Origin of the sequence: Microbacterium yannicii (assembly GCF_024055635.1) — a bacterium.
Classification (GTDB): Bacteria; Actinomycetota; Actinomycetes; order Actinomycetales; family Microbacteriaceae; genus Microbacterium; species Microbacterium yannicii.
In genome coordinates this window covers 223,789-250,095 of sequence record NZ_JAMXMB010000006.1, presented here as the reverse complement: position 1 = coordinate 250,095, position 26,307 = coordinate 223,789, and the positions used below count along the sequence as shown (strand labels likewise).

24 protein-coding genes and 1 tRNA gene are annotated in these 26,307 nt (G+C 71.1%); 8 read left to right on the top strand and 17 right to left on the bottom strand.

The annotated features are described in order from the left end of the window. Window positions 1–7: 7 nt before the first annotated feature. The 5 genes from NCG93_RS02735 to NCG93_RS02715 form a co-directional block, all read right to left on the bottom strand. A complete protein-coding gene (locus NCG93_RS02735; protein ID WP_194415556.1) occupies window positions 8–829 on the bottom strand; it encodes an undecaprenyl-diphosphate phosphatase in 822 nt (273 codons plus the stop codon). Window positions 830–887: 58 nt separating this feature from the next. Beyond that, entirely contained in the window at window positions 888–2,183 is a 1,296-nt protein-coding gene (locus NCG93_RS02730; RefSeq protein ID WP_194415558.1) for a M20/M25/M40 family metallo-hydrolase, read from the bottom strand. Window positions 2,184–2,240: 57 nt separating this feature from the next. Next, window positions 2,241–2,326, bottom strand: a tRNA-Leu gene (locus NCG93_RS02725). Between the two features lie 82 nt (window positions 2,327–2,408). After that, complete coding sequence (locus NCG93_RS02720; RefSeq protein WP_194415560.1) at window positions 2,409–3,497, bottom strand: VIT1/CCC1 transporter family protein; 1,089 nt, start codon at window positions 3,495–3,497, stop codon at window positions 2,409–2,411. Between the two features lie 129 nt (window positions 3,498–3,626). Next, window positions 3,627–5,474 carry a DEAD/DEAH box helicase gene (locus tag NCG93_RS02715; RefSeq protein WP_372495938.1) on the bottom strand — a complete coding sequence of 616 codons (1,848 nt, stop codon included), beginning with the start codon at window positions 5,472–5,474 and terminating at the stop codon, window positions 3,627–3,629. A gap of 157 nt (window positions 5,475–5,631) precedes the next feature. On the opposite strand from NCG93_RS02715, the gene NCG93_RS02710 reads away from it, so the two are divergent. Both NCG93_RS02710 and NCG93_RS02705 read left to right on the top strand, forming a co-directional pair. Next, on the top strand, window positions 5,632–6,522 hold the full coding sequence (locus NCG93_RS02710; RefSeq protein ID WP_241742203.1) for an SGNH/GDSL hydrolase family protein: 891 nt from the start codon (window positions 5,632–5,634) through the stop codon (window positions 6,520–6,522). A 1-nt stretch (window position 6,523) separates the two neighbouring features. Then, on the top strand, window positions 6,524–7,213 hold the full coding sequence (locus tag NCG93_RS02705) for an SDR family oxidoreductase (protein WP_194415562.1): 690 nt from the start codon (window positions 6,524–6,526) through the stop codon (window positions 7,211–7,213). 25 nt (window positions 7,214–7,238) lie between these two features. Here NCG93_RS02705 and NCG93_RS02700 read toward each other — a convergent pair whose 3' ends face one another. Then, on the bottom strand, window positions 7,239–8,042 hold the full coding sequence (locus tag NCG93_RS02700; RefSeq protein WP_194415565.1) for a TrmH family RNA methyltransferase: 804 nt from the start codon (window positions 8,040–8,042) through the stop codon (window positions 7,239–7,241). 29 nt (window positions 8,043–8,071) lie between these two features. Further along, window positions 8,072–8,845: a class I SAM-dependent methyltransferase gene (locus tag NCG93_RS02695; protein ID WP_252787418.1), complete on the bottom strand. Its 774-nt coding sequence runs from the start codon at window positions 8,843–8,845 to the stop codon at window positions 8,072–8,074. 81 nt (window positions 8,846–8,926) lie between these two features. Between NCG93_RS02695 and NCG93_RS02690 the strand changes: the two genes are divergently transcribed. Both NCG93_RS02690 and NCG93_RS02685 read left to right on the top strand, forming a co-directional pair. Beyond that, window positions 8,927–9,781 carry a Sir2 family NAD-dependent protein deacetylase gene (locus NCG93_RS02690; protein ID WP_372495935.1) on the top strand — a complete coding sequence of 285 codons (855 nt, stop codon included), beginning with the start codon at window positions 8,927–8,929 and terminating at the stop codon, window positions 9,779–9,781. A 38-nt stretch (window positions 9,782–9,819) separates the two neighbouring features. Then, window positions 9,820–10,443 (top strand): histidine phosphatase family protein, encoded by a 624-nt coding sequence (locus tag NCG93_RS02685; protein WP_194415569.1) that lies wholly within the window; start codon window positions 9,820–9,822, stop codon window positions 10,441–10,443. Between the two features lie 64 nt (window positions 10,444–10,507). Here the strand turns inward: NCG93_RS02685 and NCG93_RS02680 are convergent, their stop codons facing one another. From NCG93_RS02680 to NCG93_RS02660, 5 genes are all read right to left on the bottom strand, one after another. Beyond that, window positions 10,508–11,317, bottom strand: a complete 810-nt coding sequence (locus NCG93_RS02680; RefSeq protein WP_194415571.1) for an HpcH/HpaI aldolase/citrate lyase family protein — start codon at window positions 11,315–11,317, stop codon at window positions 10,508–10,510. Further along, window positions 11,314–11,811: a MaoC family dehydratase gene (locus NCG93_RS02675; protein WP_194415573.1), complete on the bottom strand. Its 498-nt coding sequence runs from the start codon at window positions 11,809–11,811 to the stop codon at window positions 11,314–11,316. The genes NCG93_RS02680 and NCG93_RS02675 overlap by 4 nt, the downstream gene beginning before the upstream one ends. Window positions 11,812–11,827: 16 nt before the next feature. Then, window positions 11,828–12,979: an acyl-CoA dehydrogenase family protein gene (locus NCG93_RS02670; RefSeq protein ID WP_194415575.1), complete on the bottom strand. Its 1,152-nt coding sequence runs from the start codon at window positions 12,977–12,979 to the stop codon at window positions 11,828–11,830. A 14-nt stretch (window positions 12,980–12,993) separates the two neighbouring features. Beyond that, on the bottom strand, window positions 12,994–15,150 hold the full coding sequence (locus tag NCG93_RS02665; protein WP_252787417.1) for an acetyl/propionyl/methylcrotonyl-CoA carboxylase subunit alpha: 2,157 nt from the start codon (window positions 15,148–15,150) through the stop codon (window positions 12,994–12,996). A gap of 287 nt (window positions 15,151–15,437) precedes the next feature. After that, window positions 15,438–17,042, bottom strand: coding sequence for a carboxyl transferase domain-containing protein (locus tag NCG93_RS02660; protein ID WP_194416080.1), 1,605 nt, complete (start codon window positions 17,040–17,042; stop codon window positions 15,438–15,440). Between the two features lie 137 nt (window positions 17,043–17,179). Here NCG93_RS02660 and NCG93_RS02655 point away from each other — a divergent pair, with 137 nt between their 5' ends. Both NCG93_RS02655 and NCG93_RS02650 read left to right on the top strand, forming a co-directional pair. After that, window positions 17,180–17,776 (top strand): SACE_7040 family transcriptional regulator, encoded by a 597-nt coding sequence (locus NCG93_RS02655; RefSeq protein WP_194415579.1) that lies wholly within the window; start codon window positions 17,180–17,182, stop codon window positions 17,774–17,776. 30 nt (window positions 17,777–17,806) lie between these two features. Beyond that, window positions 17,807–19,618, top strand: a complete 1,812-nt coding sequence (locus NCG93_RS02650; RefSeq protein WP_194415581.1) for an alkaline phosphatase family protein — start codon at window positions 17,807–17,809, stop codon at window positions 19,616–19,618. Between the two features lie 38 nt (window positions 19,619–19,656). On the opposite strand, the gene NCG93_RS02645 is transcribed toward NCG93_RS02650, so the two are convergent. Genes NCG93_RS02645 through pdhA form a run of 3 tightly spaced genes read right to left on the bottom strand, consistent with a single transcriptional unit; the run spans window position 19,657 to window position 23,182 of the window. Further along, complete coding sequence (locus NCG93_RS02645) at window positions 19,657–21,039, bottom strand: dihydrolipoamide acetyltransferase family protein (protein ID WP_194415583.1); 1,383 nt, start codon at window positions 21,037–21,039, stop codon at window positions 19,657–19,659. Beyond that, complete coding sequence (locus NCG93_RS02640) at window positions 21,039–22,049, bottom strand: alpha-ketoacid dehydrogenase subunit beta (RefSeq protein ID WP_194415584.1); 1,011 nt, start codon at window positions 22,047–22,049, stop codon at window positions 21,039–21,041. The genes NCG93_RS02645 and NCG93_RS02640 overlap by 1 nt, the downstream gene beginning before the upstream one ends. A gap of 2 nt (window positions 22,050–22,051) precedes the next feature. After that, window positions 22,052–23,182 (bottom strand): pyruvate dehydrogenase (acetyl-transferring) E1 component subunit alpha, encoded by a 1,131-nt coding sequence (pdhA, locus tag NCG93_RS02635; protein ID WP_194415586.1) that lies wholly within the window; start codon window positions 23,180–23,182, stop codon window positions 22,052–22,054. A gap of 165 nt (window positions 23,183–23,347) precedes the next feature. Here pdhA and NCG93_RS02630 point away from each other — a divergent pair, with 165 nt between their 5' ends. Beyond that, window positions 23,348–23,818, top strand: a complete 471-nt coding sequence (locus tag NCG93_RS02630) for an Lrp/AsnC family transcriptional regulator (RefSeq protein ID WP_194415588.1) — start codon at window positions 23,348–23,350, stop codon at window positions 23,816–23,818. On the opposite strand, the gene NCG93_RS02625 is transcribed toward NCG93_RS02630, so the two are convergent. After that, the gene (locus NCG93_RS02625; protein ID WP_194415591.1) at window positions 23,793–24,797 is read right to left on the bottom strand and encodes an EamA family transporter; all 1,005 of its coding nucleotides are present in this window, start codon (window positions 24,795–24,797) and stop codon (window positions 23,793–23,795) included. The genes NCG93_RS02630 and NCG93_RS02625 overlap by 26 nt on opposite strands. 76 nt (window positions 24,798–24,873) lie before the next feature. Between NCG93_RS02625 and NCG93_RS02620 the strand changes: the two genes are divergently transcribed. After that, window positions 24,874–25,428, top strand: coding sequence for a CGNR zinc finger domain-containing protein (locus NCG93_RS02620; RefSeq protein ID WP_194415593.1), 555 nt, complete (start codon window positions 24,874–24,876; stop codon window positions 25,426–25,428). On the opposite strand, the gene NCG93_RS02615 is transcribed toward NCG93_RS02620, so the two are convergent. Beyond that, complete coding sequence (locus NCG93_RS02615) at window positions 25,388–26,287, bottom strand: alpha/beta fold hydrolase (RefSeq protein WP_194415595.1); 900 nt, start codon at window positions 26,285–26,287, stop codon at window positions 25,388–25,390. The two genes, NCG93_RS02620 and NCG93_RS02615, sit on opposite strands and share 41 nt — an antisense overlap. Between the last annotated feature and the right edge of the window lie 20 nt (window positions 26,288–26,307).

Below are 26,307 nucleotides of genomic sequence, written 5' to 3'. Positions count from 1 at the left end.
GGCTCTTCTACGGGTTGATGACGCCCATGCTGAGCAGCACCAGCAGCAGCGACCCCAGCGCGACGCGGTAGACCACGAACGGCAGGAAGCTGTGCTTGGAGATCCAGTTCATGAAGAACGCGATCACGCCGAGCGCGACGATGAAGGCGATGCCGGTGGCGACCGACGTCTCGCCGAGCGTGAAGACGCCCGGCTCGTCGAGGCTCTTCACCAGCTGGAAGAACCCGCTGCCGAACACCGCCGGGATGGCGAGCAGGAACGCGTAGCGCGCAGCGGCGGCGCGCTCGTAGCCCATGAAGAGTCCGGCGGTGATGGTGCCGCCCGAGCGTGACACGCCCGGGATCAGGGCGAGCGACTGCGCGAAGCCGTAGATCACGCCGTGGCCGATCGTGATGTCTTCGAGCTTGCGTCGCTTCGCACCGACGTGGTCGGCGATGCCGAGCAGCACGCCGAAGAAGATCAGCATGCCCGCCGTGATCCAGAGCGAGCGCAGGACGGTCTCGATCTGGTCCTGGAAGAGCAGGCCGAGCACCACGATCGGGATCGAGCCGATGATGATGAGCCAGCCGAGCTTCGCGTCCGGGTCGTTGCGCGGGATGCGGCCGAACAGGGCGCGGAACCAGTGCCCGATGATGCGCACGATGTCGCGCCAGAAGAAGACCACGACCGCCGCCTCGGTGCCGATCTGCGTGATCGCGGTGAAGGCGGCACCGGGGTCCTGCGCCGAGGGCAGGAACTCACCGAGGATGCGCAGATGCGCGCTCGACGAGATGGGCAGGAACTCGGTCAATCCCTGGACGAAGCCGAGGATGATCGCTTCGAGAAGCATGGGCGCCTTTCAGACGGGCCTGACGGCTGCCGCGCTGTCGCGGCGTCCGCCGGGGACTTCAGTAGGTGCGGAGCAGGTCGGTGAGGACAGTCTGGCCGAAGACCAGCGCATCGATCGGCACACGCTCGTCGACACCGTGGAACATGCCCGTGAAGTCGAGATCCGCCGGCAGGCGCAGCGGGGCGAATCCGTAGCCCGAGATGCCCAGCGCGGCCAGCGCCTTGTTGTCGGTGCCGCCGCCCATGAGGTACGGGATGACGGGTGCGCCGGGATCGTGGCGGCCGAGCGCCGCCACCATGGCGTCGACGAGGTCGCCGGAGAACGGCACCTCGAGGCCGATGTCCTGGTGCACGACCTCGACGTCCACGCCGTCGCCGACGATGCGGCGGATGTCGGCCAGGGCCGCCTCCTCGGTGCCGGGCAGCACCCGCACGTCGATGAGCGCCTCGGCGCGGTCGGGGATGACGTTGTGCTTGTAGCCGGCGACGAGGCCGGTCGGGTTGGTGGTGGTGCGCAGCGTCGAACGGAGGAATCCGGATGCCGCGCCCGTGGCTGCCGCGACGGCATCGGCGTCGTCGGATGCCTGGCCGGTCAGCGCAGCGAGGCGTGCGGTCATCTCGCGGGTGGTGTCGGTGAGCGTCACCGGCCACGCCGTGCGACCCACTGCGGCGACGGCCTCGGCGAGGCGTGTGACGGCGTTGTCGGCATGGAAGCTCGAGCCGTGCGCGGCACGCCCGCGCGCGACGAGCCGGATCCACACGAGCGCCTTCTCGCCCACCTGGAGCAGGTACGCGTGGCGGTCGCCGAGCGGGATCGAGTAGCCGCCGACCTCGCTGATCGCCTCCGTCGCACCCTCGAACCAGCCGGGGCGGTCCTGGACGACGAGCGCGGAGCCTTCGACGCCGCCGTTCTCCTCGTCCGCGAAGAACGCCAGGACGAGGTCGCGCTCCGGCTGCTCGCCGGAGCGGAGGATGTCGGCCACCGAGGTGAGGATCATGGCGTCCATGTCCTTCATGTCCACGGCGCCGCGGCCCCACAGCATCCCGTCGCGCACGACGCCCGCGAAGGGGGCGACGCTCCAGTCGTCGGCGATCGCCGGGACGACGTCGAGGTGGCCGTGGAGCACGAGGGCCGGCTTGTCGCGATTGCGGCCAGGGACCCGCGCCATGACGTTCGTGCGGCGCGGGATCGGCTCGTAGAACTCGGGCGTCAGTCCGAGATCCGACAGGTATGCGCCGACGTACTCCGCCGCCTCCCGCTCCCCCGCCGCCCGGCCGCCGCCGTGATTGGTGGTGTCGAAGCGGATGAGATCGCGCGCGACGGCGGCGACTTCGGGAAGCTCGGCTTCAGGCATGCGGACAAACCTCTCATCTGACGAAAGAAGGCCCCCTTTCGGGGGCCTTCTTCACTGTGCGCGAGGGGGGACTTGAACCCCCACGCCCGTTAAAGGGCACTAGCACCTCAAGCTAGCGCGTCTACCTATTCCGCCACCCGCGCAAGGTGGTTTTCGGTTTCGCAACCGAGGAATGACATTACCACGTCACCGGAGGTTCAACGAATCGCGGCGAGCCCGGGCGCGTCACCCCATCGAGACGCCGAACAGCAGACCGAGGAGGTACGTGACGGCGGCCGCGCCGAACCCGATTCCGAGCTGTCGGAGCGCCCGTCGGAGCGGCGGAGCGCCCGACAGGAGGCCGACAGCGGCGCCGGTCGACATCAGCGCGATGCCGACGAGGACGAGCGCCAGCACGACGGCCGCGAGCCCCGAGAGACCGAAGATCCACGGCAGCACCGGGATGATCGCACCCGACGCGAAGAAGAGGAAGCTCGACAGCGCCGCCGCCCACGCGCTGCCCACGACGTCGCCGTGATCCGGTACGACGATCGGGCCGGTCTCGGCACGGCCCTGCCCGGCGGCCCGCGCCGCTTCGACGATGCGCCGCGCGCGCGCGATCGCCTCGGCCTCCGGCATCCCGCGCGTCCGGTACACGAGCGCCAGTTCGTTGGCGTCGATGTCGAGGTGAGGGATCGCGCCGTCGGCGAAGTCGCTCGGCTCCGTGGCGGCCAGGAGCTCGCGCTGCGAGCGCACCGACACGAACTCCCCCGCGCCCATGGACAAGGCGCCCGCCAGCAGGCCGGCGATGCCGCTGAACAGCACGAACTGGCTCGACACGCCCGTCGCGCCGATGCCCATCACCAGGGCGAGGTTCGACACCAGGCCGTCGTTGGCGCCGAACACGGCGGCGCGGAAGGTGCCGGACAGCCGGCGCCGCCCACGGGCAGCGAGCCCCCGCACCACCTCGTGATGCACCTTCTCGTCGGCGGCCATGGAGGCCGTCGCATACGGCTCATCGTCGTACGGCGAGCGGGCCTCCGCGTTCTGGGCGAGCGCCAGCACGAAGATCGACCCGAAGCTCTTCGCCATGCTGCCGAGCAGGCGCGTGCGCACGTCGGGTCGCGGCAGCCGCGCCGGCTCCGCACCCAGCAGCTCGAGCCAATGCGCTTCGTGCCGTCCCTCGGCCTCGGCGAGCGCGAGAAGGATCTCGCGCTCCTCGCCGTCGCGGCGGCTCGCGAGCTCCCGGTACACGCGCGCCTCGGCGCGCTCGTTCACGAGGTACTGCGCCCAGCGGCGGCGATCTCGGTCGGTCGGTGCGGTGGGCGCGCTCACTCGGGCCTCCAGTCGGGGGTGGGACTCGTCAACGCTAGTCAGCGCCCGGACCTCGACCGGTCCTGAATGCGGGATTGCCAGCATTTCGGGGTTCCGAACCGCCCCGCGCGCAGGCCGGTTCAGGGCGTGTCAGGAATGGACGCGCTTGCGAAGCACCTCGATGCGCGCCTGCAGCTGGGCGACCGTCGCGTGCGAGACGGCGGGGCCGCCGCAGATGCGGCGCAGCTCGGCATGGACCAGGCCGTGCGCCTCGCCGGTCTGCCGCGCGTAGAGGCCGACCAGGCTGTTGAGCAGCTGCCGCTGCTCCTTCAGCGTGCGGTGCAGCGCCTGCGGCAGCGCCGGCTCCGCTTCGGGCGGGGCGGCGCGCTCCTGCGCCTCCCGAGCGGAGCGGTGGCGGGACTGGCGCGACACGCGCGACATGAGCACCTCGTGCACCTGGTCGGGCTCGAGGAGGCCCGGGATGCCGAGGAACTCCTCCTCCTCGAGCGAGCCGGGCACCGCGAGCTGGCCGAACTCCTTGCCGTCGAACAGCACGCGGTCGAAGTGCGCCTGCGAGCCCAGCGCCTGGTACTCGAACTCCTCCTCGAGGGCGTCGGACGCCTTGTCCTCGCGCTCGGCGGCGTTCATGAGGTCTTCTTCGGCGTTCCACTCGTCGTCGCCGTCGGAGTCGCGATCCAGCGCGTGGTCGCGCTGCGCCTCCATCTCGCCTGCGAGCGCGAGCAGCTGCGGCACATTCGGCAGGAAGACGCTCGCGGTCTCGCCGCGGCGGCGGGCGCGCACGAAGCGGCCGATGGCCTGCGCGAAGAACAGGGGGGTCGAGGCACTGGTCGCGTAGACGCCGACCGCGAGCCGCGGCACGTCCACGCCCTCCGACACCATGCGCACCGCGACCATCCAGCGGCTCGTCGATGTCGAGAACTCCTCGATGCGGCTCGACGCCTCGGCCTCGTCGGAGAGCACCACCGTCGGCTGCTCGCCGCTCAGCTGATGCAGGATCGCGGCGTAGGCGCGCGCGGCCGTCTGGTCTGTCGCGATCACCAGCCCGCCGGCATCCGGAACATGCTCCCGCACCTCGGTGAGACGGCGGTCGGCCGAACGCAGCACCGCGGGGATCCAGTCGCCCTCGGGATCGAGAGCGGTGCGCCACGCCTGCGACGTGATGTCCTTGGTGTTGTCCTGCCCGAGCTGAGCCTCCATCTCCTCGCCGCTCTTGGTGCGCCACCGCATGTGGCCGGCGTACACAAGGAACAGGACCGGACGCACGACGCCGTCTTCGAGTGCGCGCCCGTAGCCGTAGGCGTAGTCGGTGCGCGAGACGCGAATGCCCTTGGCATCGGGGTGGTACTCGACGAACGGGATCGGCGCGGTGTCGCTGCGGAACGGCGTGCCGCTCAGCAGCAGCCGACGGGTGGCCCGACCGTAAGCCTCGCGCAGCGCGTCGCCCCAGCTCAGGGCGTCGCCGCCGTGGTGCACCTCATCGAGGACGACGAGCGTGCGCGCATCCATCGTCAGGCGCTGGTGGACGGATGCCTTGACCGCGACCTGCGCGTAGGTCACGGCGACGCCGTGGTACTGCCGGGCGGGTGCGACGTGGCGGTTGCTGAACACCGGGTCGAGACGGATGCCGACGCGCGCCGCCGCATCGGCCCACTGGGTCTTCAGGTGCTCGGTGGGGGCCACCACGACGATGCGGTCGACGATCCGACGGCGCAGAAGCTCGCTCGCAAGGCGCAGCGCGAACGTCGTCTTGCCGGCGCCCGGGGTCGCCGCCGCCAGGAAGTCGCGGGGGCCGGCGCCGGGGCCGTCCGGCCCGTCGAGCGAGAAGTACAGGTCGAGCGCTTCGGCCTGCCAGGCGCGCAGGCGCTGCGCGGTGCCCCAGGGGGCGCGCTGCGGGTACGTCGGCGACAGGTGCTCGGCCGCGAAGCTGCCGATATGCGGCTCGGCGGTGTGGGTCTCGGAATTGCTCGGGTCGGAGATGCGGGCGTCGGCGTGCGATTCGATCGTCGTTTCGTCCGTCACGAATGCCCCTCCCCCGTAGACAACGAGTCACCACGATAGACGACCGGCACGACATCGAGGGTCGGCGTCCGGGGGTAGCCTGACTCTCGGTCACGAGCCGAGGACCGGAGGAAGCATGCTCACCACAGAAGATGCCCGTACGCCGCACGCCGACAACACGGGACCGCACCCGTGGCGGCGATTCGTCGCGATCGGGGATTCGTTCACCGAGGGCGTCGGCGACCCCGAACCGGCGGCGGCGAACGGCCTGCGCGGCTGGGCCGACCGGGTGGCCGAGGTGCTGTCGGAGCAGGTGGACGACTTCGCCTACGCCAATCTCGCCGTCCGCGGCCGCCTCATCGCCCAGATCGTCCAGGAGCAGGTCGAGCCGGCCATCGCCCTCAAGCCCGACCTGGTGACCTTCTCGGCAGGGGGCAACGACGTCATCCGTCCGAACAGCGACCCTGACCGGGTGGCGCAGTTCTTCGAGGATGCCGTCGTGCGGCTCTCGCGCGCCGGTGCGACCGTCGTGGTCTTCACCGGCATCGACACCGCGTTCACGCCGGTGTTCCGCGGCATCCGAGGCAAGGTTGCGATCTACAACGAGAACATCCGCGCGATCGCCGACCGCTACGACTGCATCGTCGCAGACCAGTGGGCGCTGAAAGAGGTGCAGGACATGCGCTTCTTCGACGACGATCGCCTCCACTACAACGCGCTGGGCCATCACGAGGTGGCGCGCATGGTGCTGCGGGCGCTCAACGTGCCCAACGATCTGCAGCCGATGCAGCCCGACCCGCTCCCCCTCCGCACCTGGCGTGAGGCTCGCGCCGTCGATCTCGTCTGGGCGCGCGAGTACCTCGTGCCCTGGGTGCTGCGGCGCCTGCGGCACCAGTCCTCGGGCGACGCCATCACGGCGAAGCGCCCCGATCCGCTGCCGGTCGCGACCACGGTGCCGGGGGCGGATCCCTCGTCCCTCCCGTCTCTCAGCCCCGAGGCCGCGGCCACCCGCGGCGAGGAGGACTGAGATGAGCGTGCACCTTCTCACCGGGGCGGGCTCGGGCATCGGGGCGGCGCTCGCGGACCGGCTGGCCGAGCGCGGCGACGACCTGTGGCTCCTCGCCCGCGATGCGGGGCGGGCCGCCCAGCTGCGCGAGCGGTTCCCCGGCGCCCAGACCCTGGTGGGCGACCTCGCGGACCCCTCTCGGCTGTCGTGGGCCTTCGGCCACCAGAGCACCCCTTCCCGGCTCGATTCGCTGATCCACGTCGCCGGCATCGTCGAGCTGGGCACCGTCGCCGAGACGCCCGTCGCGACGTGGCAGCAGCAGCTCAACGTGAACGCCGTGGCCCCCGCCGAGCTCACCCGTCTCCTGATCACAGCACTGCGCATCTCGCGGGGGCAGGTGGTCTTCGTCAACTCGGGTGCGGGTCTTCGCGTCAGCCCGGAGTGGGGCGCGTACGCCGCGAGCAAGTTCGCGGTGCGCGCGATCGCCGACGCGCTGCGCGAGGAGGAGCGCGAGAACGGCATCCGCGTGACGACGGTGTATCCGGGACGCACTGCCACTCCGATGCAGGAGAAGGTCCACCAGCAGGAAGGGGCCGACTACGACGCCTCCCGGTGGATCGACCCCGCGTCGGTCGCCACGACCATCCTGGCGGCGCTCGACCTGCCGCGCGACGCCGAGCTCACCGAGCTGACCGTGCGTCCGGGCGCCTGAGACTCACCGGACGACGGCGGCTGGTTCAGCGGGCACGGAGCTCCCACAGCGCGACCGCGCTCGCCGCAGCGACGTTGAGCGAGTCCACGTGCCCCGCCATGGGGATCGTGACGACGACGTCGGCGACGCGGAGAGCGCGCCGCGACAACCCATCGCCCTCGGAGCCGAGGATGAGCGCCAACCGCTCCGGTCGACGTGCGCCGAATTCGTCGAGAGGCACCGCGTCGTCGGCGAGTGCGAGAGCGGCGAGCGAGAATCCCGCCCCGTGGAGCACGTCGCGCGCCTCGCCCCATTCGGGCAGCCTGGTCCACGGCACCTGGAACACCGTCCCCATGCTCACCCGCACGCTCCGCCGGTACAGGGGGTCGGCGCAGCGGGGGCTGACGAGCACCGCATCGGCACCGAGCCCGGCCGCCGCCCGGAAGATGGCGCCGACGTTGGTGTGGTCGACGATGTCCTCGAGCACCACGACGAGCCGGGCGTCGGCGACCACGTCTGCCACGTCGGGCAGCACCGGCCGGTGCATCGCGGCGAGCGCGCCGCGGTGCACGGCGTACCCGGTCAGGGTCTCGGCGATCTCCGGAGCGACGACGTATACCGGCACCGCCGCGTCGGCGAGGACCTGCTCGATGTCGGCGAGCCATTTCTCCTGCACGAGCACCGACCGGGGACGGTGACCTGCCGCGAGCGCTCGCGCGATGACTTTGGCCGACTCCGCGATGTAGAGGCCGCCCTCGGGCTCGAGCACGCGCCGGAGGGCGACATCCGTGAGGTCACGGTAGTCCGCGAGCCGCACGTCTGAGGCGTCGGTGATATGGATCGCGTGCATCGGGTCCATCGTCGCACGCCGCGGCCGGCTCACCCGCGCGTGCCGACCGCCGTCCAGGCGCGCGCGGTGACGGCGAACGCGCCCTCACCCATCTCGTCGCGCAGAGCGTGTTCCAGGCGCGAGACGTGGACGTCATCGAGGGACGCGACATAGCGACCGGCCGGACCGACGCCCAGCAGGAAGGGCTCCCACCAGTCGTCGAAGCCGCCGAAGGCCACCGTGGCCTCGACGACCGTCTGCGTCACGGCGTGCAGACCCGCTCGTTCGAAGATGTCGACCAGCTGCCCTTCGGCAGCACCGCTCAGCGCGGCCTCGCCGCGGGCACCGTCGTCGAGGCGGTGTGCGAGGCGCCAGAAGTCCGAGAGCGGGCCGCCACCACCGGCGTGATCCCACACGCACGCCGAGACGCGGCCGCCTTCCGCCGTCACGCGCGCCATCTCCGTCACGCCCCGCACGGGGTCCTGCATGAAGTGGACGACGAGCTGCGCGAGCGCGGCCCCGAACTCCGCGTCGCCGAACGGAAGATCCTCGGCAGCGGCCACCCGCACGTCCACACCCGGACACGCCTCGGCGGCGGCCGCGACGAACACCGGCTCGGGATCCACGGCGCTCACCGCCGGGGCGCCTCGCCGCCGCGCGAGCTCGCGCGTGAGCATGCCGGGACCGCAGCCGACGTCCAGCACCCGAGCATCGGGCGCGACGCGTTCCAGTCCGACGGTCGCGAACTCTCGCGCCAACGGCGTCGAGAAGCGGCCCATGAAGCGCGCGTACGCCTCAGCGCTGACTCCTCCGAAGCTGCCCACGCGCTCATCCTGGCACGCGGGGCGGCGCCGTAACATCCCGGAAAACCGAGGGGCCTACACTCGACGCGAAGGGGGTGCACCGTGACGGCGATCGCGACCGGCTTTGACGCACGGACGACGGATGCCGTCACCGCCGCCCTCGCCACGCTCTCGGGCCGCCGCATCGCGGTGCTGACCGGCGCCGGCGTCTCGACCGACTCCGGCATCCCCGACTACCGCGGGGCCGGTGCGCCGGTGCGGACCCCGATGACGGTCGAGCAGTTCCTCTCGAGCGATGCCTCGCGGCGCCGGTACTGGGTGGGCAGCCACCTCGGCTGGAAGGCGTTCGCGGCGGCCGAGCCCAATGCGGGGCATCGCGCGATCGCAGACCTCGAGGCGCGGGGCCTCGCCACCGGCGTCGTTACCCAGAACGTCGACGGCCTGCATGTGCGGGCCGGGAGCCGGCGGGTCGTCGAACTGCACGGCACGATGCGCCGCATCTTCTGCACGCATTGCGGCCAGGTGTTCGATCGCCGTGACCTCGCTCGCCGCGTCGAAGAGGACAATCCGTGGATCACCGTGCCCGAGAACGTCGCGCTCGGACCTGACGGCGATGTGCTCCCCGAGAGCACCGAGGGTTTCCGCATCCCCGCCTGCAGCGTCTGCGGCGGAATGCTGAAGCCCGATGTCGTGTTCTTCGGCGAGTTCATCCCCGCCGAGAAGTTCCGGGAAGCGGAGCAGCTCGTGCACACGAGCGAGGCGCTCGTCGTGGCGGGATCGTCCCTCGTCGTGAACTCGGGCATCCGGCTCCTCGAGCGCGCCCGTCGCCGACGTCTGCCCGTCGTCATCGTGAACCGCGGCGCGACGCGCGCAGACGGCCGGGCGACGGTCAAGATCGACGCCGGCACGAGCGAAGTCCTCCGGGCGCTGGCCGACGGGCTTCCTCAGCTCTCCTGACGCATCGCCCGTCCAGGCGCCCCGGGTAGGCTCAGGGGGTGACCGCCCTGATCCTGATCCGCCACGGCGAGACCGACTGGAACCGCGACCGGCGCATCCAGGGCGCGACCGACATCCCCCTCAACGACACGGGCCGCGCACAGGCGCGCGCCACCGCGGCGGTACTGCGCGGACGCCTGGGAGGTGCTGATCGACCGGCGGGGGCGATCCCGGCGACCATCGTCTCGAGCGATCTCGCCCGCGCGCGCGAGACGGCGGAGATCATCGCCGCCGAGCTGGGGCTGGCCGCTCCCCGTACCTACCGCGGCCTCCGGGAGCGGGCGTACGGCGACGCGGAAGGGGTCGGGCTGGACGAGTTCCGCGAGCGGTGGGGCGACTCGTACACCGCAGAGGTGCCCGGGGCCGAACCGTGGACCGACCTGCGCACCCGCGGCATCGCCGCGCTCGGCCGGGCCGTACGCGATCACCGCCGCGCGACCGCACCCGCCGCGTCCTCTTTGATCGTCGTCAGCCACGGTGCGCTCATCCGAGAGATGATCCGCCACGCCACCGCCGACGAACTGCCTCCCGCCGGCGAGCGGCTCCTCAACGGATCCGCCCATGACTTCGTCTACGAGCGCGATCACCTCCGCCTCGTCGCCTACGCGGGGCTCGTCGCCTAGGCTCCCCGCCCGGACTGCGCCTGCCTCCGTCGACGAGTACGTGCGCTGAGGCCGGACTCGGTGCTCATCCGTCGGCGCGAGACAGGATCCCGCGCGCATGGCGCAGCACCGGCTCGTCGACCATTCGCCCTTGGTACGAGAACACGCCTCGCTCGGCCTGCGCGGCGCCGAGCACGGCACGCGCCCACGCGACGGCCTTCTCGTCGGGACGATAGGCCGCGCGGATGATGGCGACCTGGCTCGGGTGGATGCAGGCGGTGGCGCGGAACCCGGATGCCGCGGCATCCGCCGCCTCGATGGCCAGGCGCTTGGCGTCGTCGATGTCGAGGTGGACCGCATCGATCGCGGCCTTGCCGCGGGCGCCGGCCGCAAGCAGGACCCGCGAGCGGGCGTAGCGCGCGATGTCGCGGTAGCGGCCGTTGGGCTTGCGGCTGGATGTGCCGCCGAGGCTCGCGACCAGGTCCTCCGCTCCCCACATCATCGCCACGACGTTGTCGAGGGCGGCGATGCGGTCCGCCTGCGCGACGCCCTTCGCCGTCTCGCACAGGGCGACGACCTGGAATCGCGCGTCGATGCGGCCGATGCGCTTGGGCGACTCGGACTTGGCCACCATGATGCGCCGGTAGTCGGTCTGCGACAGCGTCGCCATGTCGGCGGTGAACTCGTCGGTCTCAGGCGCGTTGACCCGCACGATGACGCGCGCCGGGTCGAGCTCGGACTCGATCAGGTGGCCCCGGGCCGCCGTCTTGTCGGAGGGCGCCACCGCATCCTCGAGGTCCAGGATCACGGCGTCCGCACGGTCGAACGCCTTGCCGTACCGTTCCGGGCGGTCCGCGGGGCAGAACAGCAGCGCGGGGCCGAGGTCGAAGCTCATGGGGTCCTCTCGGGGGTCTCGGGCGCGCACCACATCAGGGCGGTCCGCGTGGCCAGCGCGACGACATCACCGCGCTGGTTGCGTCCCGTGTGGCGAAGGGTCACGATGCCCTGCCCGGGACGGGATGCCGAGAGCCGCTTCTCGACGACCTCCGTCTCGGTGTACAGCGTGTCGCCGTGGAACAGGGGCGCGGGGAACGAGATGTCGGTGAGGCCGAGCTGCGCCACCAGCGTTCCCTGCGTGATCTGCGAGACGGATGCCCCGACCATCGTCGCCAGCGTCCACATGGAGTTCATGAGACGCTGGCCGAACGGCTGCGACTCGGAGAACGCGGCATCCAGGTGCAGCGCCTGCGTGTTCATGGTGAGCGACGAGAACAGCACGTTGTCGGCCTCGGTGGCGGTGCGACCGGGGCGATGCAGGTATGTCGCGCCGGCGACGAGCTCCTCGTAGTACAGGCCTCGTTGGATGATCGCGCTCGTCTCGTCGGTCATTCCTGTCACGCTACCCTCACGCCACGCCCAGCGCCCGTGCGATCACGAGCAGCTGCACCTCGTTCGTGCCCTCGCCGATCTCGAGGATCTTCGAGTCGCGGTAATGCCGTGCGACCGGGTACTCGTTCATGAAGCCGTTGCCGCCGAAGACCTGGGTCGCGTCGCGCGCGTTGTCCATCGCCGCGTCGCTCGCCGTGAGCTTGGCGATCGCCGCCTCGGTCTTGAAGGGCTTTCCGGCGTCGCGCAGCCGCGCGGCGTGATGCCACGCGAGGCGTGCGTTGTGCACGCGCAGCTGCATGCGGGCGAGGAGGAACTGGATGCCCTGGCGCGTGGCGAGCGCGTCGCCGAAGACGGTGCGCTTCTTGGCGTAGTCGACAGCGGCCTCCAGGCATCCTTCCGCCGCACCGGTCGACAGCGCCGCGATCGCGATGCGACCCTCGTCGAGGATGTGGAGGAAGTTCGCGAAGCCGCGACCCCGCTCGCCGAGGAGGTTCCCCTCGGGCACCCGCGCGTCCTGGAACGTCAGCGGATGCGTGTCGGAGGCGTGCCAGCCGACCTTGTCGTAGCCCGGCTCGACGGTGAAGCCGGGGGTGCCGGAGGGGACGATGATGGTCGAGATCTGCTTGCGGCCGTCCTGCTCCCCCGTGACCGCCGTGACGGTCACGAACCGGGTGATCGACGTCCCCGAGTTGGTGATGAACTGCTTCGAGCCGTTGATCACCCACTCACCGCCTTCGAGCCTCGCCGTGGTGCGCGTGGCTCCGGCGTCGGAGCCGGCTTCGGGCTCGGTGAGCCCGAAGCCCGCGAGCGCCCTGCCCGCCAGCAGATCGGGCAGCAGCTTCTGCTTCTGCTCCTCCGTGCCGAAGCGGAACACCGGCATCGCCCCGAGACTGACGCCGGCTTCCAGCGTGATGGCGAGGGACTGGTCGACGCGGCCGAGCGCCTCGATCGCGAGGCAGAGTGCGAAGTAGTCGCCGCCCTGCCCGCCGTACTCCTCCGGGAACGGCAGTCCGAACAGCCCGAGCTCCCCCATCTGCGCGACGACGTCCATCGGCAGGGTCTTCGTGCGGTCGGCCTCGTACGCCTGCGGGGCGACGACCTCGTCGGCGAAGTCGCGCACCATGCGGGCGAGCTCTCGCTCGTCGTCGGTCAGGTTGGAGTGGTCCATGGCTTCCTCGGGTTTCAGGAGGGGGTGTCGGATGCCTCGTGGGCGGGTTCTGCGGCGGCGACATGGGCGAGCACCTGGTCGCGGCGCACCTGGTCGCCGGTGGCGACGTCGAGGCGCACGACGCCCGCGTGCGGCGCGATGACCGGGTGCTCCATCTTCATGGCCTCGATGGTCACGATGCGGTCACCGGCGGCGACGGCCGCTCCGTCGGCGACGTGCAGCGCGACGACCGCGCCCGGCATCGGGGCGCGCAGCTCCGGATCCGTGGCGGCGGCATCGCGGTCGCGGGCGGCGAGGCGCTTCTCCATCGCCTCCCGCCGGGTGAGGGGACGCAGCCGGTGGGTGGCGCCGTCGGCGTGCACCCAGAGCCATCCGTCTCCGTCCGTGGCGACGACCACGCCGGGTGGGAGCGCCCGCCCGATCGCCCTCGTCCCCCACCGGCCCTGGCCCGGGGATCCGCTCGCCTCGGTGCGGCGCGAGCCGACGGAGACGACCGGCGCCGAGCCGAGATCAGGGGCGGTGATGACTGCGATCCCCCCGTCCTCCGACTCGACCGCGACCGTGCGAGGCACCGGCGCACTCCCCGCCCGCCAGCCGGTGCCGGCCAGCCACAGCGGGCCGGCCGCTGTACGCACCGGCTCACCGGCGCGCACGCGCGCGAGTTCTCCGGCCAGGGCGGCGGCGGCGAGCGCCGCCTCCCCCGGCTCCGGGGCCGCGTATGGCGGCAGGCGGTCGATCAGGCCGGTGTCCATCTCGCCCGACTGCACTCCCGGATCGGCGAGCAGTTCTCGCAGGAACCCGATGTTGCTCTCGACGCCGAGGAGCACGGTCTCGGCGAGCGCGGCGTCGAGCCGCTCGATCGCCTGGGCGCGATCGTCGCCGTGCGCGATGACCTTGGCGATCATCGGGTCGTAATCGGACGAGACCACGCTTCCCGACTCCACCGCGGCGTCTGTGCGCACTTCGACAGGCTCAGTGACCGGGGAGGCGGGCTCGGTGACGGGGGAGGCGGGCTCGGTGACGGGGGAGGCGGGCTCGGTGACCGGGGAGGCGGGCTCGGTGACCGGGGAGGCGGGCTCGGTGACCGGGGAACCGGGCTCGCGCCACACCAGCACCTCGCCGGTCGCCGGCAGGAAGCCGCGGGCGGGGCTCTCGGCGTACACGCGGGCCTCGATGGCATGCCCGTCGAGGCGGATGTCGTCCTGCGCGAGCGCGAGCGGACGGCCTGCCGCGACCAGGAGCTGCTGCTCGACCAGGTCGACGCCGGTGACGAGCTCCGTCACCGGGTGCTCGACCTGCAGTCTCGTGTTCATCTCGATGAAGAAGAAATCGTCGGGGCGGTCGCCTGCCACGAGGAACTCGACGGTGCCGGCGCCCCGGTAGTCGACGCTCTCGGCGGCGGCGCACGCTGCGGCTCCGAGGCGCGCGCGGGTGGCGGCATCCACCACCGGCGAGGGGGCCTCCTCGATGACCTTCTGATGCCGTCGCTGCAGCGTGCACTCGCGCTCACCCAGGTGGATGACCGAGCCGTGCGCGTCGGCGAGCACCTGCACCTCGATGTGTCGCGGGCGCTCGAGAAGGCGCTCCAGCAGCAGCGTGTCGTCTCCGAACGCGGCGGCGGCCACCCGGCGCGCTGTTGCGAGGGCGTCCGGCAGCTCCGCCGCCGAACGCACGACCTGCATCCCCTTGCCGCCACCGCCGGCCGACGGCTTGACCAGCAGCGGGTAGCCCGTCTCCTCTGCCGCGACGGCGATGTCGGCATCCGTCATTCCGACGGCGCTGAAGCCGGGGACGGTCGGGACGCCGTGTGCGACGACGTGCTCCTTCGCACGGATCTTGTCGCCCATCACGTCGAGGGCGCGCTCCCCCGGTCCGATGAACACGATCCCGGCCTCGACGCAGGCGCGCGCGAATCCCGCGTTCTCCGACAGGAACCCGTAGCCCGGATGGATCGCCTCGGCACCCGTCTCGCGGGCGGCCTCGATCACCGCAGCGATGTCGAGGTAGGACTCGGATGCCGCAGCCGGCCCGATGCGCACCGCGACGTCGGCCTCACGCACGTGGGGCGCGTCGGCGTCGGCGTCGCTGTAGACGGCGACCGAGCGGATGCCGAGCCGCCGCAGCGTGCGGATCACCCGGCGCGCGATCTCGCCGCGGTTGGCGACGAGCACGGTGGAGAACCCTTCGACAGGCTCAGGGACCGGCGCAGCGGGCTCAGGGACCGGCACAGCGGGCTCAGGGACCGGCGCAGCAGGCTCAGGGACCGGCGCAGCAGGCTCAGGGACCGGCGCAGCAGGCTCGGGAACCGGCGCAGCGGGCTCAGGGACCGGGACACCGGGCTCGGGAACCGGCGCAGCAGGCTCAGGGACCGGGACACCGGGCTCGGGAACCGGCGCAGCAGGCTCAGGGACCGGGACACCGGGCTCGGGAACCGGGAGAAGTGGTGACGTCACAGGGCTCACATCCGGAAGACGCCGAAGCGCGGTTCGGGCAGCGGGGTGCGCGAGACGACGTCCAGCGCGAGTCCGAGCAGATCGCGGGTGTCGAGCGGGTCGACGACGCCGTCGTCCCAGAGCCGGGCGGTGGCGTAGTAGGGGCTGCCCTGCTCCTCGTACTGCGCACGGATCGGCGCCTCGAACGCGGCCTGGTCCGTCTGCGACCACTCGTCGCCGCGGGCCTCGAGCTGATCGCGCTTCACGGTCGAGAGCACCGATGCGGCCTGATTGCCGCCCATCACCGAGATGCGGCTCGCCGGCCAGGTCCAGAGGAACCGCGGCGAATAGGCCCGGCCGCACATCGAGTAGTTGCCGGCCCCGAATGAGCCGCCGATCACGACCGTGAGCTTGGGCACCCGAGTGGTGGCGACGGCGGTGACCATCTTCGCGCCGTCCTTCGCGATGCCGCCGGCCTCGGCATCCCGTCCCACCATGAAGCCGGAGATGTTCTGCAGGAAGAACAGGGGCGTGCCGCGCTGGTCGCACAGCTCGATGAAGTGGGCGCCCTTCTGCGCGGATTCGCTGAACAGCACACCGTTGTTGGCGAGGATGCCGACGGGGTGGCCGTGGATCCGTGCGAAGCCGGTGACCAGCGTGTCGCCGTACTCGCGCTTGAACTCGTGGAACTCGCTCCCATCGACGAGTCGGGCGATGACCTCGCGGACGTCGTAGGGCTGGTTGACGTCGACGGGGACGACCCCGTACAGATCGGACGGGTCGACGGCGGGCGGGACGCTCGGCACGACATCCCACGCGGGCGCTGCCGGAGGCGGCAGGGTGGCGACGATGTCGCGGACGATCTCGAGGGCGTGCTCGTCGTCCTCGGCGAGGTGGTCGACGACGCCCGAGCGGCGGGCGTGCAGCTCTCCCCCGCCGAGCTCCTCCGCGGTGACGACCTCGCCGATGGCGGCCTTCACGAGAGGCGGGCCGCCGAGGAAGATCGTGCCCTGGCCGCGGACGATCACCGTCTCGTCGCTCATGGCAGGCACGTACGCGCCTCCGGCCGTGCACGAGCCCAGGACCGCGGCGATCTGCGGGATGCCGGCGGCCGAGAGTCGCGCCTGGTGGAAGAAGATGCGCCCGAAGTGGTCGCGGTCGGGGAAAACCTCGTCCTGCATGGGCAGGAACGCGCCGCCCGAGTCGACGAGATAGACGCATGGCAGGCGGTTCTCGAACGCGATCTCCTGGGCGCGGAGATGCTTCTTCACCGTCAGCGGGTAGTACGTGCCGCCCTTGACGGTGGCATCGTTGCAGACGACCATCACCTGGCGGCCGTGGACGAGTCCGATGCCGGCGATGACGCCGGCGGCCGGCGCCTCGCCGCCGTACAGCCCCTCTGCGGCGAGAGGCGCGATCTCGATGAACGGGCTCCCCTCGTCCAGCAGCCGCGTGACGCGGTCGCGGGGCAGCAGCTTGCCCCGAGCGAGATGGCGCTCGCGGGAAGCGGCGGGTCCGCCGAGGGATGCCGCGGCCAGCCGCTCTCGCAACGCGCGGGCCAGCTCCTCCTGCGCGTCATGGGTTCGCGTGAAGGTCCCGTCATGCACCGCTGCGGTGCTCAGCACGCCCATCTGCGCCTCCCGTGTCATCTGCGTCGACGTCACGATCGGATCACGTCCGTTGTCCTGACGCGATCGAATTGGTTAGTGTTCACTAACTGAACCTCAGGTTAGCGATCCTTAACTGAAATGACAAGCGGAGAACTGACATGACGAGCGCCGCCACCGACCGCCATCGCGCAAAAGCCGACCGCCACGCGGCCATCCTCCGTGAGGCGGCGACGCTGTTCGCCGAACGCGGCTTCAGCGGCGTCAGCCTCGAAGACATCGGCGGCGCGGTGGGCGTCAGCGGACCGGCGCTCTACCGGCACTTCGCCAACAAGCAGGCGCTGCTGGGGGCCATCCTCGTCGAGGTCAGCGAGCGGCTCCTGGCGGGCGGCCAAGCGGTGCTGTCGGCCCACGACGCCCCCGCCGACCAGCTCGACGCGATCATCGCGTTCCACGTCGAGTTCGCCCTCCGCGACGCCGACGTCATCCGCGTGCAGGATCGCGACCTCGCCAGCCTCAGCGACACCGACCGCCACACCGTCCGCCGGCTTCAGCGCGAGTATGTCGAGGTCTGGATCGGCATCCTCTCGACCATCCACCCCGAGCGCGGCGAGGAGGACCTGCGCGTGCGTGCGCACGCGTGCTTCGGTCTCATCAACTCGACGCCCCACACAGTGCGTGCGGCGAGGTCGCGCTCCGGCGAGCGGGACGTGCGGGGCATCCTCCACTCGATGGCCCGCGCTTCGCTCACTGCCTGACCCGTCCGGTTGGCCTAATCTGGACGAACCATGGCGGGGGACGGCCACACGGACGACGCGCAGCCGGAGGTGTCCGGCGACGCGGAACGCGTCGTGCGCCGGGGCGCGGAGAGCAGCGACAGCTCGCGGCGCGACTTCCTGAAGCTCGGTGGCATCGCCACGGCGGGGCTCGTGGTCGGCGGCGCGGTCGGCGCGGCGGCGGGTGCCTCCATCGGCCACGAGCTCGGTGTGCGCGAGGGATCGCTCGACCTGGCCGCCCTGCCCGCGCGCTCCGAGCCCGGCTTCGATCATGTCGTCGTCGTCATGGGCGAGAACCGCTCGTTCGACAACCTCCTCGGCTGGCTGTACACGCCCGACACGCTCCCCGACGGTGCGACGTTCGATGGGCTCGCCTTCGGCGACTACGCCAACACCGCCCCGAACGGCGAGCGGATCGCGGCGCACACCTACAGCGGCCCCACCGACGAGGTGATGGGGCGCCCGAACCCCGATCCCGGTGAAGAGTTCCCACACGTCAACACACAGCTGTTCGGCACGGTGGATCCCGCGTCGAATGCGACCAGCCAGGTCGGCGACATGACGGCGCCCTTCAACGCCCCCTCCTCCCGCTCCGCGCCGACGATGGCGGGATTCGTCCGCGACTACTGGAACAACGTCGAGCGGCTGCGTCGCGGGCAGGCGCCCACTCTGGAGGAGGCGACCCACATCATGGGGAGCTTCTCCCCCGAGCAGCTGCCCGTACTCTCGACGCTGGCCAAGGGCTTCGCGGTCTTCGACGCCTGGTTCGCGGCCGTCCCGTCGCAGACCTACTGCAACAGGTCGTTCTTCCATGCCTCGACCTCGCACGGCTTCGTCACCAACAAGCACGACGGCGGCTACGACAAATGGCTCGACGCGCCACCGGCACCGACCGTCTTCAACCGGCTCGAGGAGGCCGGCATCTCGTGGAAGATCTACTTCGACGAGATGCAGCTCGTGTCACTGACCGGCATCATGCACGCCCCGGTGCTCGAGCAGTACTGGCGCACCGGCCGGTTCGGCCACATGTCGGAGTTCGCCGAGGATGCCGCAGCCGGCCGCCTGCCTGTCTACGCGTTCATCGAGCCGCGGCTGGTCTACAACCACAACGACTTCCATCCTCCCGTCGGCGTGTACCGCGAGAGCGACGTCGACGGCACCCTCGTGCTCGATTCCGCAGTCTCGGATGTGCGTGCCGGCGAGAAGCTCATCGCCGACGTCTACAACGCCATCAAGTCGAGCGCCACCCCGGGCGGCTCGAACGCGATGAACACCCTGCTCCTGATCACCTTCGACGAGCACGGCGGCACCTACGACCACGTCCCGCCTCCCGCCGCGGTCCCGCCGGTCGCCGACGACGTGCCCGGCGAGATGGGCTTCACGTTCGACCGCCTCGGCGTGCGGGTGCCCGCGATCGCCGTGTCGGCGTACACGCGGAGCGGAACGATCGTGAACGACGAGATGCACCACGGCGCGGTGATGGCGACCCTCGCGCGCCTGCACGGTCTGCGCCCGCTCACCCGGCGCGACGCGACGGCGCGCGACCTGTTCTCGGTGGTCAATCTCGACGCTCCCCGGGACCCCTCGACGTGGCCCGTCGTGCACCCGATGTACGTGCCGCCGAATCCGCACGAGGACGAGCAGATCGACCTCCGCGACGGCGCACACAGGGACAAGCCGCTGAGCCCGCCCGGCCGTGGACTGCTGGGCCTGCTGCTCGCGCGCTACGCGCCGCCCGGCGCGCCGGAGCCCGAGACGTACGCCGAGGCGTACGAGGTGCTCCAGAAGCACGGCCTCGGCCTCTTCTATCCGAAGAAGAACTGACCGGCCGGCCCCCAAGGTGCCGGCCGGCCAGCGGCCTTCTAGCGCAGCAGCATCGCCCGCCCGGGCTCGCGCAGGATGTCGGCGACGTCGACGAGGAAGCGAGAGCCCTGCTCACCATCCACGAGGCGATGGTCGAACGACAGGGCGAGCGTCATCACGTCGCGCAGGGCGATCTCGCCGCGGTGCTCCCACGGCTGGCGACGCACCGCGCCCAGGGCGAGGATGCCGGCTTCGCCGGGGTTGATGATCGGCGTGCCGGCATCCACGCCGAACACGCCGACGTTCGTGATCGAGAACGTGCCGCCCATCATGTCGGCCGGCGCGGTCCGGCCGGAGCGCGCGGTCTCGGCCAGCCCGCGGATGGCGTCAGACAGCTCGACCAGCGTGAGCTCCTGGGCGTCGCGGATGTTGGGCACGACCAGGCCGCGGCCGGTCGCCGCTGCGATGCCGAGATTGACGTAGTGGTGCTCGACGATCTCGCCCGCCGCGTCATCCCATTTAGAGTTCAGCCCCGGGTGACGCGCGAGCGCCAGGCACACGGCCTTCGCCGCCACGGCCATGATGCCGATCCGGTGCTCCTGAAGCGCGCGATCCGCTCGGAGCGACGCGATCAGCTCGCTCGTGGCGGTGACGTCGACGGTCAGGAAGGTGGTCACGTGCGGCGCCGTGAAGGCGCTGCGCACCATCGCCTCGGCGGTCATGCGCCGGACACCCCTGATGGGCGTGCGCGTCGTCCGCTCCCGTCGGTCGTCCGAGCGTGGCAGCTCGAACTGCTCCACCGGTTCGGCGGTGTCCGCAGCGCTGGAGGTGGTCGGGACCGCGCCGACGCGCTCGGCGTAGCTCTCCACGTCGGCGCGTGTGATCACGCCGGACGCGCCCGTCGCCTCGACCAGCGCGAGATCCACACCGAGCTGCTTGGCGAGCTTGCGCACCGGCGGCGTGGAACGGGGGCGCTCGATCGTCCGCTCACCGACCTCGGCGAACGGGATCGCGTCGTGCGGTGCCGCTTCGAGCACCGCGGTATCGGATGCCGCCGCCACGGTCCCCGCCACGCGTGCACGTCGCTGGGGCCGGGCCGCGCTCCGGGGCGCCGCGCCGTAGCCGACGAGGTTCGGCTCGGCGGACGGTTCGGCCGCCTTCTCCTCGACGGCCGTCGCCGGCACCGACGGCGCAGCGTCGGCCGCGCCGGTGTCGAAGGAGATCAGCACCGAGCCGACCGCGATGACGTCGCCCGTCTCGGCATGCAACGTCGTCACGGTGCCCGCGTACGGGGAGGGCAGCTCGACGACGGCCTTGGCGGTCTCGACCTCGGCGATCGTCTGGTTGAGGGTGACCGTGTCGCCGACGGCGACCAGCCACTGCACGAGCTCGGCTTCGGGAAGGCCTTCGCCCAGGTCGGGGAGTCGGAAGTCCTGCGCCATCAGTCGCGCACCCCGCTCAGGCTGTTCGGCCGGTCCATGACGCGATCGACGGCGTCGAGGATGCGGTCGAGGTCGGGCAGATGGTGCTTCTCGAGCTTCGCCGGCGGGTACGGGATGTCGTGGCCGGTGACCCGCTGGGGTGCGGCCTCGAGGTAGTTGAAGCACCGTTCGGTCACACTCGCGATGAGCTCGGCCCCGACGCCCGCCTCGCGGGCCGCCTCGTGCGTGACGACGACCCTGCCGGTCTTGCGGACGGATGCCGTCACGGTGCGGTAGTCGACGGGCGAGATGGAGCGCAGGTCGATGACCTCGATCGACACGCCGTCGTCCTCGGCGGCAGTGGCGGCATCCATCGCGGTCGCGACCTGCGAGCCGTAGGTCAGGAGCGTCACGTCGCTTCCCTCCCGGGCGATGCGCGCGAGACCCATGGGCGGGGCATCCGCCAACTGGACGTCGAGGTCGACCTCGCCCTTGGAGTGGTAGAGGCGCTTCGGTTCGAAGTAGACCACCGGGTCGTTCGACGCGATCGCCTGGCGCAGCATGACGTACGCGTCCTGCGGGTTCGACACCGCGACCACTCGGAGTCCCGACGTGTGGACGAAGTAGGCCTCCGGCGACTCCGAGTGATGCTCGGCCGCGCCGACGCCGCCCGCCCACGGGATGCGGATCGTGATCGGCATCGTGACGTTGCCGCGCGTGCGGTAGTGGAGCTTGGCGACCTGGCACACGATCTGGTCGAACGCGGGGTACACGAAGCCGTCGAACTGGATCTCGACGACGGGCCGATAGCCGCGGAACGCGAGGCCCACGGCGGTCCCCATGATGCCCGCCTCGGCCAGGGGCGTGTCGACCACCCGCTGCGCACCGAACTCGTCGAGCAGTCCGTCCGTGATGCGGAAGACGCCGCCGAGCTTGCCGATGTCCTCGCCCATGACGAGCACCTTCGGGTCGTCGGCCATGGCGCGGCGGAGTCCCTCGTTGATGGCCTTCGCCATCGTGAGCTGCGCCATCGTCACACCACCTCGGTTACGGGAGCGAAACCGTCTAGGTAGGCGCCGAACCACTCGCGCTGCTCGTCGATCCCCGAGTGGGGCTCGGCGTAGACGTTGTCGAGCACGGTGAGCGGCGCGCGCGTCGTGGCGGTCATCGCGGCCTCGCGGACGCCGGCGGCCAGCGCGTCGGCGTCGGCCTCGACGCGGGAGACGAACTCCTCGTCGAACGCGCCCCGTGCGCGGAGCAGTGCTTCCAGGCGGGTGATCGGGTCGCGGCGACGCCACTTCTCCACCTCGTCCTTATCGCGATAGCGCGTGGGGTCGTCGGAGGTGGTGTGCGGGCCCATGCGGTACGTCACGGCCTCGATGAACGCCGGACCGTCGCCGCGGCGCGCGATGTCGAGCGCCCAGCGCATCGCCGCGAAGCAGGCGAGCACGTCGTTGCCGTCCACGCGCATGCTCGGGATGCCGAAGCCCGGCGCCCGCCCGGCGATCGGGAACTTCGCCTGCACGGTGACGGGCTCGGAGATCGCCCACTGGTTGTTCGTGCACACGAAGACCACCGGCGCCTGGAAAGAAGCGGCGAAGACCATCGCCTCATTGACGTCGCCCTGACTGGACGCGCCGTCGCCGAAATAGGCGACCGAGACCTGGTCGGTGCCGTCGCGCTGGACGCCCATCGCATAGCCGACGGCGTGCAGCGCCTGGGCGCCGATGATGATCTGCTGCGTGGCGGTGTTGATGTCGTACGGGTTGTACGTCGAGTGCTCCTCGCCGCGCCACGCGAGCACGAAGTCCGATGGCTTGCCGCCGCGCGCGTAGACCACGCCGGTCTCGCGATAGCTCGGGAAGGCGAAGTCGTCGGCGCGCAGCGCGCGCGCCGTGCCGATCTGGGTCGCCTCCTGCCCCTGGCAGGGCGGCCACAGGCCGAGCTGGCCCTGCCGCTGCAGCGCGACGCCCTCCGTGTCGATCCGTCGCAGCAGCACCATGTCGCGGTAGAGGCCCCGCAGCGTGGTGGCGTCGACGTCGGCGACCCAGCGGTCCAGTTCGGGGTCGGCGATGCGCTCGCCGTCGGGAGTCAGCAGTCGCGCGACATCGTCGATGTCGGTGGCGAGGTCGGCTGTCGGTGTCAGGGTGTGCGTCATCGTCATCACTCCTCGTTGCGGGCTCCCTCGTGAGGAGCCGCTTCGCGTCCGCCGGCTTCGTCGCCGACTACCTCGAGGCTACGTCGGTCTCGCACCTCGCTCAAGCATTCATGATCTGCCTGAGCATGTTGATAAGTCATGACCGCTCAGAGCGTGCTAACGTTTCGCACTATGAGTGCCCTCGATCACGTCGACCTGGAGCTGCTGGCAGCGCTCTCCGCCGATCCGCGAGCGACCGTGGTCGCGCTCGCCGAACGGCTCGGCCTCTCGCGCAACACGGTGCAGGCCCGCATGTCCCGCCTGGAGAAGGCGGGGGTGTTCCTGTCGTACGAGCGCGCCATCTCGTCGGCGTCGCTGGGCTTTCCGATCGAGGCGTTCATCAGCGTCATCGTGCGTCAGGCGGATCTCCCCCGCATCGCCGTCGAACTCGCCCGCGTTCCCGAGGTCGTGCAGGCGCACGGGCTGTCGGGTCAGGTCGATCTGCTGGTGCGCGTCGCCTGCCGCGACACGCAGCACCTGTTCGACACCGACGCCCGCATCCTCGCGATCGAAGGCGTCGAGCGCACGGAGACGTCCCTGGTGATGGGCGAGGTCATCGCCCATCGCGTCACCCCGCTCATGGAGCTGGCGCGGGAGGAATAGGCACGGCAGGAGCGGTCCGCGCACTGCCCGTGGCGTCGGCACGCACCAGCACGACGCCTCCCAGGATCAGCGCCCCGCCGGCGAACTGGATCGGTGCGGGCACCTCGGCGAGGAAGATCCACGCGAACATGAGGGCGAACAGCACCTCCGACAGCCCGACGAACGACGCCACGCGCGAGCCGATACGGGGAACCGCCATCACGCCGAGCGCGTAGCCGAGCGTCGTCGCGACGCCCGCCACCCAGAGCAGCGGCATCCACCACGGCACGGGGGTGCCGGCCAGCACCACCGAGACGGCGGGAGCCTGGAACGGCATGATGCCGGTGGCGCAGAGAATGCCGATGACGACGGCGCCCGTCAGCAGACCGCTCGCCGCCAGCGCCAGCGGCGGCAGATCATCCCCGGCGCGCTCCGAGATCACGAAATAGGCGCACACGCACACGGCCGCCGCGAGGGCGAGCAGGGTCCCGATCAGATCGAACGACGCGCCCGAGATGTCGACGACCAGCACGAGCCCCACGATGGCGACGAGGGAGCCCCACAGCACGAGCGCCGACGGCGCCTTCCGCGTGCGCACCCACACGGCGACCACGAGCATGACCGGCGCGAGGTATTGGATCAACAGGGCGACGGCCACCGGCATCCGCTGCATCGCGGAGAAGAAGAAGAGCTGGCAGCCGAGCACGGGCATCAAGCCGAAGCCGACGATGAGCCGCCAGTGCCGGCGGAGGAAGCCGCGCTGTCGCCTCATGGCCAGGAACAGCGCGGGCGACAGCACGAGACCCGCGACGCCCATGCGCACCAGCAGCGCCGCACCGAGCGACCATCCGGCCTCGAGGAGCGGCTTGATGAACGGTCCGCTCGACGAGAACGCCAGCGCCGACGCGACCCCCATGATCAAGCCGGTGGTGCGCATCCGGGCGCTCGAGCCGGGCGCGGCGCTCGGGAGGGCGACGGTGCGGGACGCGGTCGAGGTCATGGGGCGGCATCCGACTGTCAGGAGTGAAACGTGCTTACACTGGTGACAGTACCGGACCGACTTGTCAGGAGTCAACGTGGTTTTCATTCATGACACCGAGCAGAACCTGCGCGCGGCGTCGTACCTGGTGAACACGCTGCCCGGCTACGACGACGAAGACGCCCTCACGACCCTGGACGACTTCGACGACTACCTCCGGGTCAACCCGTACACCGGCCTGATCCGGCGCGACGCCGCAGAGCTCGCCGCCCTGCGCGACGTCCGGCCGCGCCTGCGGCAGCTGTGGGAAGTCGACCGCGACGGCGCCGTGCCGATCGTCAACGAGATGCTGCGCGACGGCAAGGCTCTCCCCCGGCTGGTCATCCACGACGGCTTCGACTGGCACATCCATGCGACCAGCGACGATGCGCCCCTCGCCACCCGCGTGCTCGTCGAAGCGGCGCTTGCGTTCGTCGACGTCATCCGTGCCGACGAGTACGACCGCGTGCGGATCTGCGCCGCCGACGACTGCGACGGCGTCTACGTCGACTACTCGAAGAACGGGTCGAAGCGCTACTGCGACATCGGCAACTGCGGGAACCGCATGAACGTCAACGCGTATCGGCAGCGGAAGGCGCGACGAACCGCGTGATGGCGTCGGCCGCCTCCGCCGGCGTCTCGTAGTGGATGAGGTGCCCGACGTCCGGGATCTCGACCAGCTCCGCGTCCGGGAACATCGTGGCGAGGCGCCGCTCCGCCTCGATCGGCGTGATGTCGTCGCGCTGCGCCGCCACGAGCAGCGTCGGCTGCAGGATGCGCGGCGCGAACGCCCGCACGTCGTTCGACACCGATGCCACGAATGCGTCGTGCAGCACGTCCCGGTCCGCGAAGCGCGAGAAGTAGGTGTCGTGCTGATCGTGCACGAATCGACGGATGCCGGGGTCCTTGGTCTTCGCCATGGACACGCTCATGACCCGCACGATGAGGCCGTTGCGCAGCAGTGCGTCACCGAGCCGCTTCGGGAGCTTCGCGCCCGCCCAGTAGTAGAAGACCGCGAGCCGCGTGAGCACGCCGCGCGGCCCCTCGAGCGCCGGAGCGCCGATCGGGTTGACGAGGATCATGCGCGGCGTTGCGAGGCCGCCGGCGACCGCGGCCGCCACCACGATCGAGCCGAACGAGTGGCCGAGGATCACCGCACCCGGCGCCACGGCGGCCGAGAACTCGCGGAGCCACTCCGCATACAGAGCGAGATCGTGTCGTCGGCCGGGCACCGGTGCGGTCTCGCCGAAACCCGGCAGGTCGGGTGAGATCACCCGGAGCGACGGAAGGTGCGCCACCACGGGCTCGAGGCCATGATGCTCGCCGCGGAAGCCGTGGACCGCGACGATCGTGACTGCCGCATCGGCGGGACCATAGACCCAGTACGCCGTGGACCCGCCCATCACACCGACCTCGCGGCGCTCGACGGGGATCTCGTCGAGGAGGGGTGCGTAGGGGTTCGGCGCGGTCACGCGTCGAGTCTACGAGGCAC

Coding starts and splice junctions, on each gene's coding strand:
- NCG93_RS02735 (WP_194415556.1), bottom strand. CDS start 829: ATGCTTCTCGAAGCGATCATCCTCGGCTTCGTCCAGGGATTGACCGAG.
- NCG93_RS02730 (WP_194415558.1), bottom strand. CDS start 2,183: ATGCCTGAAGCCGAGCTTCCCGAAGTCGCCGCCGTCGCGCGCGATCTC.
- NCG93_RS02710 (WP_241742203.1), top strand. CDS start 5,632: ATGCTCACCACAGAAGATGCCCGTACGCCGCACGCCGACAACACGGGA.
- NCG93_RS02705 (WP_194415562.1), top strand. CDS start 6,524: ATGAGCGTGCACCTTCTCACCGGGGCGGGCTCGGGCATCGGGGCGGCG.
- NCG93_RS02700 (WP_194415565.1), bottom strand. CDS start 8,042: ATGCACGCGATCCATATCACCGACGCCTCAGACGTGCGGCTCGCGGAC.
- NCG93_RS02680 (WP_194415571.1), bottom strand. CDS start 11,317: ATGAGCTTCGACCTCGGCCCCGCGCTGCTGTTCTGCCCCGCGGACCGC.
- NCG93_RS02675 (WP_194415573.1), bottom strand. CDS start 11,811: ATGACCGACGAGACGAGCGCGATCATCCAACGAGGCCTGTACTACGAG.
- NCG93_RS02670 (WP_194415575.1), bottom strand. CDS start 12,979: ATGGACCACTCCAACCTGACCGACGACGAGCGAGAGCTCGCCCGCATG.
- NCG93_RS02660 (WP_194416080.1), bottom strand. CDS start 17,042: ATGGGCGTGCTGAGCACCGCAGCGGTGCATGACGGGACCTTCACGCGA.
- NCG93_RS02655 (WP_194415579.1), top strand. CDS start 17,180: ATGACGAGCGCCGCCACCGACCGCCATCGCGCAAAAGCCGACCGCCAC.
- NCG93_RS02650 (WP_194415581.1), top strand. CDS start 17,807: ATGGCGGGGGACGGCCACACGGACGACGCGCAGCCGGAGGTGTCCGGC.
- NCG93_RS02645 (WP_194415583.1), bottom strand. CDS start 21,039: ATGGCGCAGGACTTCCGACTCCCCGACCTGGGCGAAGGCCTTCCCGAA.
- NCG93_RS02640 (WP_194415584.1), bottom strand. CDS start 22,049: ATGGCGCAGCTCACGATGGCGAAGGCCATCAACGAGGGACTCCGCCGC.
- pdhA (WP_194415586.1), bottom strand. CDS start 23,182: ATGACGATGACGCACACCCTGACACCGACAGCCGACCTCGCCACCGAC.
- NCG93_RS02630 (WP_194415588.1), top strand. CDS start 23,348: ATGAGTGCCCTCGATCACGTCGACCTGGAGCTGCTGGCAGCGCTCTCC.
- NCG93_RS02625 (WP_194415591.1), bottom strand. CDS start 24,797: ATGACCTCGACCGCGTCCCGCACCGTCGCCCTCCCGAGCGCCGCGCCC.